The following is a 13,253-nucleotide window of genomic DNA, read 5'->3' on the forward strand; positions in this document are numbered from 1 at the left end:
GAGGACCGGATCGGCGGGAAGACGGGGAACCGCCTCGGCGAGATGGGAACCCTCTCGACACACGATCACACGACGACCATCGTCGGGTCCGCCCGGCACGAGAACAGGACTCCGGAACCGGAGACCACAGACACAGAGCACGACAGACACACTGCACGACAGACAGACTGCACCAGTACGAAAGGACACCATGCCAACCGGACGCGTGAAATGGTTCGACGCCGACAAGGGCTACGGCTTCGTCGTCGCCGAAGACGGCTCCCAGGCCTTCCTCCACTCCTCCGTCCTGCCCGAGGGCACGGACGTCACCAAGGGCACCCGCCTCGAGTACGACGTCGTCGACTCCCGCCGCGGTGCGCAGGTCCTCAAGGCCCGGGTGCTCACGGCACCGGCGAAGGTCCCGAAGGCTCGGCGGCGCTCGACCGAGGACATGGCGGTTATGGTGGAAGACGTCATCAAGGTCCTCGATGACCTGGGCAACGGTCTGCAGCACGGCCGCTACCCCGACCGTGACCACGGGAACAAGGTCGCCTCGCTGCTGCGGGCGATCGCCGACGATTTGGAGTCATGATGTCCTCTCTCTTCACGACGTGGCTGACCGATCTGCGGTCGCAGTCGGCCGCCGAGCCGGCGCCGGCGTCGGATGTCGCCGAGGCAGCTGGCTCGGGCACGGCTGAGGCCGAGGTCGCGGCACCCTCTGGGGCCGGAGCGCCGAGCGCTCCTGCGCAGAAGCCTGCGCGCACGGTCGTCCTCGACGCACAGCTGGCCGCGGCGATCGACGTCGCCCGCTCGGCCATCGCCGAGGTGGCCGGCAGTGCCGTCATCGGTGAGCACCTCGGCGCCACTGCCGAGGGCACCAGGCTCGTCACCCACCACTTCGTGTGCACGGACCCGAGCTACCGGGGCTGGCGCTGGGTCGCCGTCCTCGCCCGGGCTCCGCGGTCGAAGAAGGTCACCGTCTGCGAGACGGCGCTGCTGCCGGGTCCCGACGCTCTCGTCGCCCCCGAATGGGTGCCGTGGGATCAGCGGCTCGAACCCGGGGACCTCACGCCCCGGGACACCCTGCCGAAGCTCGACAACGACCCCAACCTGCAGCCCGGCTACCAGCAGACCGAGGACAACTCGGCGGAGAACATCGACCAGATCGCCAACTACGAGTTCGGCATCGGCCGTGAACGGGTCCTCTCACCCGAGGGACTCAACGCCGCTGCGCAGCGGTGGGCGGACTCCGAGGCGGGGGCCGACGGCGAATTCGCCGCCCGCGCCTCTGCGCACTGCGGCAGCTGCGGCTACCTCATGCCGATCGCCGGTTCGATGCGGGAGAGCTTCGGGGTCTGTGCGAACGCATGGTCGCCCTTCGACGGTCGCGTGGTCCAACTCGACTCCGGGTGCGGGGCGCATTCGGAGACGGACGTGAGACGTCCCGACACGAGCCCCGCCGAGGCGGTCGTCGACGACTACGCCCGCGGCGAACTCGAGCTCCAGGAGGGCTGAAGCACTCGATGGCGCACACGTTCCGGTCTCTGGCCGAACCGAACTACCGACACTGGTTCGCCGGCGCGCTCATCTCTAACACCGGAACGTGGATGCAGAGGACAGCGCAGGACTGGCTCGTCCTCACGTATCTCACGAACAACAACGCCTCCGCCCTCGGCATCACGATGGCCCTGCAGATGGGCCCGCAGCTCATCATGTTCCCGTTCGCGGGCGCTCTCGCCGACCGGTTCTCGAAGCGGATGCTCCTCATGGTCACGCAGGCGGCGCTCGGTGCCGTGGGGCTGCTCCTCTTCGTTCTCGTCGTCACCGACACGATCGAGCTCTGGCACGTCTACGTGCTCGCGCTCGTCCTCGGCCTCCTCGCCACGCTCGACACCCCGGCCCGGCAGGCGTTCGTCTCCGAGCTCGTCGGGGAGCGGCTGCTGCCGAACGCGGTGAGCCTCAACTCGGCGTCGTTCAACGGTGCCCGGATGATCGGACCGGCCGTCGCCGGTGTCATCACCGCCCTCGTCGGCGCCGGTCCCGTCTTCCTCATCAGCGGGCTCGGCTTCGCCGCGACCCTCACCGTGCTCATCCGCCTCGACCGCGCCAGGCTGCACCCGGCAGGTCGCCGAGGCGGTGGGGGAGTCCTCGGCGGGTTCCGCTATCTGCGCACGCGGCCGGATGTGACGATCGTCCTCGTCGTCCTCTTCATCGTCGCGACCTTCGGCTTCAACTTCAACATCTACACGGCGACGATGGCGCGGATCGAATTCGACAAGGATGCGAGCGGCTTCGGACTCCTCAACTCCGTCATGGCGATCGGCTCGGTGGCGGGTGCCCTCGCCTCGGCGAAGCGGGAGAAGCCGCGGCTGCGCTTCATCTTCGGGGCCGCCGGCGGGTTCGGCCTCTCGGTCGGACTCGCGTCACTGATCACGGACTACTTCCTCTTCGCATTCGCCCTCATCCTCGTCGGCTTCTCCTCGCTGACGATGATGACCTCGGCGAACGCGTACGTGCAGACGACGACACCGGCGTCCTACCGCGGTCGTGTGATGGCGATCTACGCCGCCGTCGTCATGGGCGGCACCCCGATCGGAGCGCCGCTGGCCGGCTGGGTCGCCGACACCTTCGGTCCGCGGATGGCGATGGGCGTCGGTGCGGCCTCAGGGGTGCTCGCGTTCGCCGTGGGGCTGGTGTGGATGGTCGTCGCGAAGAACCTGCGGCTCAGCTTCGACCCGACGTCCCGCATCCGGCTCCACGTCAGCTACCACGGGCATCCGTGAGCATCGGGGTCCCGGTCGTCTCACGGCAGCCCGGGGCCCCGCGGGGCGAGCGGGTGCCATGCGCGTCGGGGCAGAGAGCGGCGCCATGCCGGTCGCGGCAGTGAGCGAGTGCCATGCGGGTCGCGGCGGTGAGCGGGTGCGGTCGCATAGGATCGGAGATGAGACCGGTCCCCTGAGACCGTTCGAGTGTGTTGAGACGGTTCGATTGAGTTGAGACAGCTCCGGCGAGTCGCAACAATTCGAGTGAGTTGAGATCGTGCGGAACCACGTGAAGGGAAGGACCATCCGGTGAATGCGGAGATCGTCACCTCGGTGCTCGTCGCCCTCGGCATCCTCGTCGGCTGCATCGGCATCGTCGTGCCCGTGCTGCCCGGCTCGATCCTCATCGGCATCGGCGTTCTCATCTGGGCGTTCGTCATCGGCACTCCGACGGCGTGGATCGTCTTCGCGATCGTCGCGCTGCTCGTGATCGCCGGTATGAGCGCCTCGTTCGTCCTCACCGGCCGTCAGCTCAAGGCGATGGAGGTGCCGAATCGGTCGGTCGTCCTCGGCGGGGTGCTCGGCATCGTCGGCTTCTTCGTCATCCCCGTGCTCGGGCTGCCGATCGGCTTCGTCCTCGGGCTCTTCCTCTCCGAGCTCGGGCGTCTCCATGATGCGAAGACGGCGTGGGCGTCGAGCTGGGGGTCGATCAAGGCGATCGGCATCGGCACCGCGATCGAGTTCATCCTCGCTCTGCTCGCCGCGATCGCCTTCGGCGTCGGGGTGCTCCTCCACTTCTTCGTCTGACAGCCCGACTGCTTCTTCGTCTGACAGCCGTCCACACGAGCGCCTGAAACGCTGAGGCACGCCCACCGGAACCGATGCGTCCCACCCGGAGCATCACGTCATACCCGGGACAGCACGTCCTACCCGGAGCATCACGTCATACCCCTAGCGCTGAATCATCCAGTGCGCTTCGCACGTCATACCCTCAGCGCCGAATCCGAGCGGTGCACGTGGAGGTTTTGTGGGTATGGGTGAGGGGTGAGCAATGGCGCACGCGTGACCGCCGGATCTCACACCCGCAGAGTCGCGTCGAACCCCCAGCGCTGCGTCCTACCCTGAGCGCTGAATCCTCCAGCGGGCTCCGCACGTCATACCCTCAGCGCCGAATCCGAGCGGTGCATGGGGTGGTTCTGCGGGTAAGGGTGCGGGGCGAACGCGGTGCTGCCTCGCCGGCTCGCCGTGAGAGCACCACGGCTCAGGCGAGGGCGTCGATGACGAAGTCGAGGCAGCGCAGCAGCGCTTTGACGTCGGCCGGGTCGACGGAGACGAAGGTCGCGATCCGCAGCTGGTTGCGTCCGAGCTTCCGATAGGGTTCGACGTCGACGATGCCGTTGGCACGCAGCACCGAGGCCACACGGGCGGCATCGACCGAATCGTCGAAGTCGACGGTGGCGACGACGGACGAGCGATCCGCGGGGTCGGCGACAAACGGGCGGGCCACCTCGGCGGCATCGGCCCAGTCGTAGACGAATCCCGAGGTCTCACGGGTGCGTTCGCTCGCCCACGCCAGGCCGCCGTTGCCGTTGATCCACTCGATCTGCTCCGCGAGGAGGAGCAGCGTCGCCACCGCGGGGGTGTTGTACGTCTGGTCCTTGCGGGAGTTCTCGATCGCGGTGACGAGGTCGAGCGAGGCGGGGATCCACCTGCCGGAGTCCTTGATCTCCTGCGCCCGGGCGACGGCCCTCGGGGAGAGGATCGCCACCCACAGTCCGCCGTCGGAGCCCATGTTCTTCTGCGGAGCGAAGTAGTAGACGTCGGTCTCGGCGATGTCGACGGGCATCCCGCCGGCGCCCGAGGTCGCGTCGATGACGACGAGCGCATCCTCGTCGATGCCCTCGGGACGGGCGATCGTCGTCGCCACGCCGGTCGACGTCTCATTGTGCGGCCAGGCGTAGACATCGGCGCTGACGTCGCCGTCGCCGAGACCGGCCGCCTCAAGCGCGGCGGGGGAGGGGATCGCCGAGGTGCCCGGTTCCGCTGCGAGGATGAGCGAGCGGTCCAGGTGCGGAGCGGTGTCGGTGGCCTTCGCGAACTTCTGACCGAACTCGCCGAAGGTGCCGTGGGCCGCGCGCTCACGCACGAGACCGAAGGCGGCGACGTCCCAGAAGGTCGTCGACCCGCCGTTGCCGAGGACGACCTCGTAGCCGGCCGGGAGGTCGAAGAGCTCGGCGAGCCCGGTGCGGATGCGTCCCACGAGGCTCTTGACCGGCGGCTGCCGGTGGCTCGTGCCGAGCACAGTCGCCGCGGCCGCGTCGAGCGCCTCGATCTGGGCGGCGCGGATGCGGGCAGGGCCCGATCCGAAGCGGCCGTCGGCGGGCAGGAGTTCGTCTGGGATCGTCAGGTTCGCAGCAGTCACGCTCGCCATTCTATGGGCAGGCCCCCGCGCAGCTGCCGGCCGTCTCACCATGCGTGAGAGCGCCCTGCGACGTCGCCGGGCGATGGCGGTGGTCCTCCACCCGTCGACGCCGTGCCCCGCCGTCCGACCTGCGGTGCCCCGATGTCCGACCTGCGGTGCCCCGCAGAGCCGCTCGCCGCGCCCCGTAGAGTGGAGGTATGAGTGAGCCTGTCGATCGTCTGGCCCAGACCAGGGCCTCGTACCTCTCGCCCACCTTCGACCGCCCGGAGGTCTCCCCGCTCGAGCTGTTCCGCACCTGGTACGACGAGGCTGCCGGCCAGGTCCGCGAACCCAATGCGATGACCGTGTCCACCCTCGACGAGTGGGGTCCGGTCGCGCGCATCGTCCTCCTCAAAGGCATCGATGCCGGAGGCTTCGTCTTCTTCACCGACTACGACTCCGCGAAGGGCCGACAGCTGCGGACCGATCCGCGGATCGCGGCGAGCTTCCCCTGGCAGGACATGCACCGTCAGATCCGGATCCGGGGCCTCGCCGAGGAGGTCGCCCCCGCCGAATCGGATGCCTACTTCGCCGTCCGCCCCCGTGGCTCGCAGATCGCCGCGAGCGTGTCGAAGCAGTCCCAGCCGGTCAGCGGCCGGGAGCAGATGGAGGACGAGTACTCCCGCGCCGAGGCGGAGCTGGCCGGCCGTGATGTCCCGAGGCCCGATCATTGGGGCGGGTTCCGCATCCGTCCCTTCGAGATCGAGTTCTGGCAGGGACAGCCCAACCGCTTCCACGACCGGTGGGTCTTCCGACCCGCCGACGGCAGCCACGACCCTGCCGACCTCGCTGCCGTCGAGGCGTGGGACCTCGTCCGCCTCTACCCCTGACTGTCGCCTCCGCTGACCACCGGCCCGGCTGCCCTTGCGTGGGGGCACCAGCCGCCTGGCGGACCCGCCTGTCCTCGGGTCGGTCCCTCCGGTTAGAGTCGAAGGGAGAGGATCCGCAGTGGCGAGGGTCTGCTCGCACCGTCGTGAGCGCTCCGCCCGGGACCCGCCCCATCACAGCGAAGGAGCCCCGATGACCCAGCCACAGCAGAGCGCAACCGCCGCCGACAGCGGTGAGGACAGCCTCGTCGACAATCTCATCGGCGGGAAGCGCCGCGGATCGGACGACCGCACGCTCAACCGCAACCCCTCCGATCCGGCCGATGTCATCGGCAGCTTCGCCCGCGCCGACGAGCAGACGGTCCGCGACGCGATAGCCGCAGCGAACGCCGCGGCCCCCGAATGGGCCGACTTCCCCGCCCAGCAGCGCTTCGGCATCCTCGACCGGGCGGGTTCCCTCATCGCCGAGCGCGCCGACGAACTCGCCGACCTCCTCGCCCGCGAAGAGGGCAAACAGCTCGGCGAATCCCGCGGTGAGGTCCTCCGCGCCTCACAGATCTTCAAGTTCTTCGCCGGAGAGACGATCCGCAACACCGGAGAGATCATCGACTCGGTGCGTCCGGGGCTCACCGCGGAGATGACCCATGAGCCCATCGGCGTCGTCGGAATCATCACGCCGTGGAACTTCCCCATCGCGATCCCCGCGTGGAAGATCGCGCCGGCTCTCGCCTACGGCAACACCGTCGTCTTCAAGCCTGCCGAGCTCGTCCCCGGGTCCGCCGCGGCCCTCGTCGACATCCTCGTCGAGGCGGGACTGCCCGATGGTGTGATCAACCTCGTCATGGGACCCGGCCGCGTCGTCGGCGAAGTCCTCACCACCTCGGCGGACGTCGATGCCATCACCTTCACCGGATCCGTGCCCGTCGGGCGCGGAGTCATCGCCGCGGCCTCCGAGCACGGCATCCGCGTGCAGGCGGAGATGGGCGGGAAGAACCCCCTCGTCGTCCTCGGCGACGCCGACCTCGAAGCCGCCGCCGACGCCGCGATCAACGGTGCGTTCTTCTCCACCGGCCAGCGCTGCACAGCCTCATCCCGGCTCATCGTCACCGACGACGTCCACGACGAGTTCGTCGCGCTCCTCAAGGAGCGGATGGCGGCCCTCACCGTCGGCGACGCCCGCGCCGAGGGCACCGACATCGGACCCGTCGTCTCCGAGACGCAGCTCGAGCAGGACCTGCGCTACATCGGGATCGCCCGCGACGAAGGCGGCGAGGTCACCGGCGGCGACCGCGTCGAGGCTGCGACCGACGGCTACTTCCTCGCCCCGGCGCTCGTGACCGGCACGAAGCCGGCCGACACGATCAACGTCGAGGAGGTCTTCGGTCCGGTCGCCTCGGTGATCCGGGTCGCCGACTACGACGAAGCCCTCGCCGTGGCCAACGACACCGCGTTCGGCCTCTCCGCAGGCATCTACACGACCTCGCTGAAATATTCGACGCACTTCAAGCGTTACGCCCAAGCCGGCATGGTGATGGTCAACGCACCGACCGCAGGAGTCGACTACCACGTCTCGTTCGGGGGCAGGAAGGGCTCGAGTTACGGACCCCGGGAACAGGCGCGGGCGGCGCGTGAGTTCTACACCGTGCAGAAGACGGCGTACGTCAACGCGGGCTGAGACGCGCCGGTGCGGCCTGCCGGGATAGAATCGGTCAGGATCGCAGAGGCCGCGGGCTGTCGCGGCCGACGCAGGGTCGCAAGACCTCTGAAGTGTGAGAACGCCTACGTGACCTGAAGACGAAGAGTGGAGTGGCTGGTCTTAAGTGAACGACCTCGTCGATACAACCGAAATGTACCTCAAATCGATCATCGAGCTCGAAGAGCAGTCGATCGTCCCGTTGCGCGCCCGGATCGCTGAGCGCCTGGACCACTCCGGTCCGACCGTCTCCCAGACCGTGGCCCGGATGGAGCGCGACGGTCTGCTCCACGTGAGCAACGACCGCCACCTCGAACTCACCCCCGAGGGCCGCCGCATCGCCACCGAGGTGATGCGCAAGCACCGCCTGGCCGAGCGTCTGCTCGCCGACGTCGTCGGCCTCGAATGGGAGCTCGTCCACGACGAGGCCTGCCGGTGGGAGCACGTGATGAGCGAGCAGGTCGAGCGCAAGCTCGTCGCCCTGCTGCCCGACACGAGCTCCGGCCCGTACGGCAACCCGATCCCCGGCCTCGACGTCATCGGGGCGGAGGCGAACCCCGGCACCGAGGTCGTCGACCTCGCCACCGCCGTCGCCCGGGACGGAGCGACGAGCCTGACGATCGCCTGGCTGGCCGAACCCCTGCAGGTCGACATCCACCTCCTCCAGCAGTTCCAGGTCGCCGGCGTCATGCCCGGCACCGACGTCGAGATCACCCGCAACGGCGAGTACATCACCGTCCAGGTCCCCGGCGCCGAGGATGTCCTCGACCTGCCCGTCGAGACGGCCTCGCACGTCTTCGCCCACAAGCGGTGACCAGGGCCCGCGGCTGAGCGCGACGGGTTCCGTCAGCCGGGCGACGGAAGCTGTGTAACGAAACCTTGACCGAACCGGGTTCGGAGAGTCCTGACCGACTCTCCGAACCCGGTTTCGTAACAGCGAAGGTTACGGAGACATGAATCTCATTCACCTCTCTCACCTGGGCGTCTATGGAAAACCGCGGGGTTTCCCCACCCTGGTTGTGACAGAAACGTGACAATTGATCACCGATTGGTTACAGTTGTTGAGGTCGTCCGCGAAAGCGGCGGCTTCGCAGCGGGAACCGCACGCCACGCCCGATGCGAAAGGCACCCAAGGACCGAGAGTGGCGGTCGGAGCGATCCGATAGGTGACGAGAGGAAAACGTGGCAAGTAAGCACCATGGCCGCCGCGCCGCAGAGACCAAGGTCAAGACTCCGCTGACCGAACTGACCGAACTCCTCAACCAGAACTCCGCCGTCTTCGGACGCCGCGCGGCCGTCGTCGCCGCCAGCGGTGGACTGCTCACCGCAGCCGTCCTCCCGGCAGCCGGTCAGGCAGGAGACGACAACGTCGCTGTCTCCGCCGAGTCGAAGACCCAGGTCGCCGAGTTCGAGAACCAGGCCGCCACCGTCGTCGCCGACGGCCAGTCCAAGGACAAGAAGGACGACTCGTCGTTCAGCGTCGACGTCCAGACCGTCACCGCGAAGCCGGCCCCCAAGCCGGAGCCGAAGCCCGAGCGCTCCGCCGCCCCCTCGAACGACAACTCCTCCTCCGCGTCGTCCTCGGACTCGTCTGATTCCAAGTCGAAGTCGAAGAGCGACAAGGGTGAGTCGAAGGACTCCGGTTCGAGCGACGTCAAGATCCCCGACGGCTCGAAGGCCGAGCAGGTCCTCGCCATCGCCAAGCAGTACGTCGGCACCCCCTACGTCTCCGGCGGCACCTCGCCCAGCGGCTGGGACTGCTCCGGCTACACCTCCTTCGTCTACGCCAAGGTCGGCGTCAACCTGCCCCGCACCTCGGGTGCGCAGGGTCAGGCCGGCACCACGGTCTCCAAGTCCGAGGCCAAGCCGGGCGACCTCATCTGGAAGCCGGGACACATCGGCATCTACGCCGGCAACGGCATGATGTACGACGCCGGCAACCCCCGCGTCGACACCAGCTACCGCAGCATCGACTGGATGATCGACGGCGGCGCGAAGTTCATCCGCGTCCTCTGATCACCTCTGCAGGAGAACTCCCCGCTGCACTCGACGGTCCTCGAGTGCGGCGGGGAGTTCTTGCATTCCCGGGCGCGGTAATCGGTGGACGGGGTGGGCGGTGCGCCGCTCACGGTGGCCGGTGCGAGCGGGAGAGACTGTGACGGAGCGCTGATCTCGGGTCGCGAGGTGAACGGCCGAGGAAGTCTTCGTGTCGTGCGTGGTATGAATTCGGTCACAGCGGCAATCGGGGTTACCCTTGAGAAGATTGAGTTCCGTAAGCGATGGGAAATCCGATGGGACATAGTCGAATATTCCGGACGACCGCTCCAGGTTCTGGTGCGGAGTACATATCTGTGTCTGTGTCCGATTCCAAGGCGTTGTGCTGGTGCACGACGCCTTTTGCGTTCCCTGGGCGCGGTGCCCTCCCGGCACAGGCCACAGCGGGCGGGTCAGACACACTCCTCGGGTTCCCATCGCCGAGCAGAAGAGGGGGCGGGATATGAAGACTCTCGTGCTCAACGCCGGATACGAACCGCTGTCGGTCGTGCCGTTCACGAGAGCGGTCGTGCTCGTGCTCACGGGCAAGGCCACAGTGCTGGCAGCGGAGGACGCGCCGGTGAGATCGCAGCACGTGAGCCTCGACCAGCCTTCGGTCATCCTCCTCACCCGCTACGTCAGACCCCCGCGTGACCGCAGGGTGTCCCTGTCCCGGCGCGGCGTCCTGCGCCGTGACAACCACCGCTGCGCGTACTGCACCCGGCCCGCGAGCACCGTCGACCACGTCGTCCCCCGCTCCCGCGGCGGCGGCAACACGTGGGAGAACCTCGTGGCGTGCTGCCGTGACTGCAACAACCGCAAGGGCGACCGCACCCTGTCCGAGATCGGCTGGAAGCTCGGGTTCCGACCTCAGGAGCCTCGGCTGGGACAGTTCTGGATGCGCGGGATCGACAAGCCCGTCGAGCAGTGGCGGCCCTTCCTCGAGATGAACCACGCCGCCTGAGGCCTGCAGCGACCCCGTATGGTGGTTGCGGCGCTCGGGCCTGTAGGCGTCTCACCGGTGAGGATGCTGTCCGCAGTGTGGCCGGAATCGGATAACGATGTGACATCGGGCGTCGTTCGCACGGCTTTGTGATCTAGGGTGGACTCAGAGAAATTCGCTGCGACATGAGGAGCGTGCGATGTCAGAGCAGGACCGCAGTCACGATGCCGCGTCGTCGCCTGCCGGTGAGCCCGAAGCGGTGGTCGTCGGCATCGACGGGTCACCCCCGAGCAGGAATGCGCTCCACTGGGCCATCCAGGAAGCGCGTTCGCTGGGCATGCCGATCCGACTCGTCGGGGCGTACACCATTCCCAGCGTCGCCGCTGCCGCGATCGACGTCTCCTATGTCCCCATCGACGACTCGGCGATCCGTGCCTCGGTGACGACGATCCTCAAGGAGGCCGCCGCCGAGGTCAAAGCCGCCGGTGTGCCTGTCGAGGCCGTCATCGAGGTCGGCGATGCCGCCGGCGTCCTCATCGAGGAGTCGAAGACGTCGTGCCTCGCCGTCGTCGGCTCCCGCGGTCGCGGCGGCTTCGCCGGACGCCTCCTCGGCACCGTCTCGAGCGCCCTGCCCGCCCACTCGGCCTGCCCGACGGTCGTCGTCCCCGCGTCGTGGCAGGCGGAGACGGAGAAACCCGCCCACCCCACGTCCTCGCGGCCGATCCGGCAGGACGGCTTCGAGGTCGAGCAGACCGATCCCGAAGCCGAGGCCATCGAAGGCCTGCGCTTCGACGGCAAGGTCGTCGTCGGAGTCGACTCCCTCGGCGCCGAGTCCCCGGCGCTGTGGAAGGCGGCACGGCTCGCGGTGCGCCGCGGCTCGCCGCTGCACATCGTCGCAGTCATCACGACGACGGTGATCGGCCCCGAATGGCTGCCGAGCACCGCTGATCTCGAACGCCTCATCAACGAGGGCGCGGACAAGCTCGTCGTCGCCAAACAGCGGGTACAGACCGAGTTCCCCGACCTCGACGTCACGTGGACGCTCTTCGACGGCCAGCCCGCCGAGGTGCTCGTGCGCGCCTCGGACACCGCTGAGGTCCTCGTCATCGGGTCCCGGGGCCGCGGCGGCTTCGCCGGACTCCTCCTCGGCTCGACCTCGCAGTCCGTCCTGCCGTACTCGCAGTGCCCGACGATGGTCGTCCGCGTCTCCCGCGACCCCGACAAGCGCCGTGAGGACGGAGAGATCCCCGAACCGGGACTCTGAATCGGTGGCATCGACGACACAGCGGGCGCCGGCTCGGGCTCCGCGGACACGACGCCTGGGCCCGAGCGACTGGGTCGGACTCGGCATCCTCATCCTCCTCCTCGGCGTCGGCCTCACCTGGTCGAAATGGCTGCCCTACTGGGACAAGACGCAGACGCTGACGGAGACGTCGATCTGGGACGGGGCACCGCTCTTCGCCGTCGCCGGGGATACGATGTCGCTGTCCGGGGCATGGGACTTCACGCTCGCGTACGTCCTCGCCGTGTGGAAGGCGCTTCTCGTCGCCCTCCTCGTCGCCGCTGCCGTCGACGCGCTCGTGCCGCGCGACTGGCTGCTGCGGGTGATGAACCGGCGACATCCGACCACGCAGTCCCTCGTCGGGGCGACCCTGTCGCTGCCGTCGATGATGTGCACGTGCTGTGCGGCACCGGTCGCCGCCGGCCTTCGCGGCAGCGGGGTCACCCGCAGCGCGGCTCTGGCGTACTGGGTCGGCAACCCGCTGCTCAACCCGGCGGTGCTCATCTTCCTCGCACTCGTTCTGCCGTGGCAGTACCTCGGCACCCGCATCGTCGTCGGCCTGCTTATCACCGTCGGGGCGAGTGCGCTCATCGGGGCATGGCTCTCAGGGCGCGTCACGGACGCTCCCGCACCGGAACCGGACGGACCGGTGCGACTCGGGGATCTGCCTCGGCGCTACCTTAGGTCGCTGCCACGGTTCGCGCTCATCCTCGTCCCCGAGCACCTCGCACTCGTCTTCGTCATCGGACTCGTCAGTCCTTGGCTGACCGGCCTCTACGGCCTCGACGCGCAGCTCGGGGCGCTGGCGATCGTCGTCGCAGCCTGCGTGGGTGCCCTCCTCGTCATCCCGACCGGGGGAGAGATCCCCATCATCGTCACGCTCCTCGCCGCCGGTGTCGGAGCGGGCACGACCGGTGCTCTGCTCATCGCCCTGCCCGCGCTGTCGATCCCGTCGATGGTCATGGTCGGTAAAGCGATGGGCTGGAAGGCGACCGCGGCGATGGGGATCGCAGTGATCATCGGATCGGTGCTCGCCGGGCTCATCGTCCTTGCGCTGACGTGAGCGTCTGCTCGAGCGGGGAGGGGTCCCGTACGGCTGTCGGATGGTGGCGCCCCCGGCGCGATTCGAACGCGCGACACCCGCTTTAGGAGAGCGGTGCTCTATCCCCTGAGCTACGGGGGCGATGTGGCTGTCGTCAACCACGATCACCCAGTGTAGCGTAGAAGAAACCTCGACGTTCCACGGTGTGCCAGCACCTGTTATGGGAAGTT

Annotated in this window: 12 protein-coding genes and 1 tRNA gene; 11 read left to right on the plus strand and 2 right to left on the minus strand. The window is 68.4% G+C overall.

Features of this window, described 5'->3' with window-relative positions:
• Nucleotides 1–190 precede the first annotated feature (190 nt).
• From BC102111_RS03245 to BC102111_RS03260, 4 genes are all read left to right on the plus strand, one after another.
• Nucleotides 191–571 (plus strand): cold-shock protein, encoded by a 381-nt coding sequence (locus BC102111_RS03245; protein ID WP_009376425.1) that lies wholly within the window; start codon nt 191–193, stop codon nt 569–571.
• Nucleotides 571–1,494, plus strand: coding sequence for a DUF3027 domain-containing protein (locus BC102111_RS03250; protein WP_308297879.1), 924 nt, complete (start codon nt 571–573; stop codon nt 1,492–1,494). Before BC102111_RS03245 ends, BC102111_RS03250 begins: the two co-directional genes overlap by 1 nt.
• 8 nt (nt 1,495–1,502) lie before the next feature.
• A complete protein-coding gene (locus BC102111_RS03255; protein WP_095376259.1) occupies nt 1,503–2,762 on the plus strand; it encodes an MFS transporter in 1,260 nt (419 codons plus the stop codon).
• Nucleotides 2,763–3,050: 288 nt separating this feature from the next.
• Nucleotides 3,051–3,548, plus strand: a complete 498-nt coding sequence (locus BC102111_RS03260; RefSeq protein ID WP_009376422.1) for a DUF456 domain-containing protein — start codon at nt 3,051–3,053, stop codon at nt 3,546–3,548.
• 454 nt (nt 3,549–4,002) lie between these two features.
• Here the strand turns inward: BC102111_RS03260 and serC are convergent, their stop codons facing one another.
• Nucleotides 4,003–5,163, minus strand: coding sequence for a phosphoserine transaminase (serC, locus tag BC102111_RS03265; RefSeq protein WP_197464158.1), 1,161 nt, complete (start codon nt 5,161–5,163; stop codon nt 4,003–4,005).
• Between the two features lie 197 nt (nt 5,164–5,360).
• Between serC and pdxH the strand changes: the two genes are divergently transcribed.
• The 7 genes from pdxH (at nt 5,361) to BC102111_RS03300 (ending at nt 13,044) form a co-directional block, all read left to right on the plus strand.
• The gene (gene pdxH / locus BC102111_RS03270; protein ID WP_063248862.1) at nt 5,361–6,032 is read left to right on the plus strand and encodes a pyridoxamine 5'-phosphate oxidase; all 672 of its coding nucleotides are present in this window, start codon (nt 5,361–5,363) and stop codon (nt 6,030–6,032) included.
• A gap of 190 nt (nt 6,033–6,222) precedes the next feature.
• Complete coding sequence (locus tag BC102111_RS03275) at nt 6,223–7,704, plus strand: aldehyde dehydrogenase family protein (protein ID WP_197907818.1); 1,482 nt, start codon at nt 6,223–6,225, stop codon at nt 7,702–7,704.
• A 145-nt stretch (nt 7,705–7,849) separates the two neighbouring features.
• On the plus strand, nt 7,850–8,536 hold the full coding sequence (locus tag BC102111_RS03280; RefSeq protein ID WP_009376418.1) for an iron-dependent transcriptional repressor DtxR: 687 nt from the start codon (nt 7,850–7,852) through the stop codon (nt 8,534–8,536).
• A 368-nt stretch (nt 8,537–8,904) separates the two neighbouring features.
• Nucleotides 8,905–9,738 (plus strand): C40 family peptidase, encoded by an 834-nt coding sequence (locus BC102111_RS03285; RefSeq protein WP_063248863.1) that lies wholly within the window; start codon nt 8,905–8,907, stop codon nt 9,736–9,738.
• A 481-nt stretch (nt 9,739–10,219) separates the two neighbouring features.
• Nucleotides 10,220–10,720, plus strand: coding sequence for an HNH endonuclease (locus tag BC102111_RS03290; RefSeq protein WP_009376416.1), 501 nt, complete (start codon nt 10,220–10,222; stop codon nt 10,718–10,720).
• Nucleotides 10,721–10,898: 178 nt separating this feature from the next.
• Nucleotides 10,899–11,963, plus strand: a complete 1,065-nt coding sequence (locus BC102111_RS03295) for a universal stress protein (protein WP_063248864.1) — start codon at nt 10,899–10,901, stop codon at nt 11,961–11,963.
• A 4-nt stretch (nt 11,964–11,967) separates the two neighbouring features.
• A complete protein-coding gene (locus BC102111_RS03300) occupies nt 11,968–13,044 on the plus strand; it encodes a permease (protein ID WP_101623560.1) in 1,077 nt (358 codons plus the stop codon).
• Between the two features lie 44 nt (nt 13,045–13,088).
• Here the strand turns inward: BC102111_RS03300 and BC102111_RS03305 are convergent.
• Nucleotides 13,089–13,164, minus strand: a tRNA-Arg gene (locus BC102111_RS03305).
• Nucleotides 13,165–13,253: the final 89 nt, after the last annotated feature.

This window comes from Brevibacterium casei CIP 102111 (assembly GCF_900169275.1).
In the GTDB taxonomy this organism is placed as follows: Bacteria; Actinomycetota; Actinomycetes; order Actinomycetales; family Brevibacteriaceae; genus Brevibacterium; species Brevibacterium casei.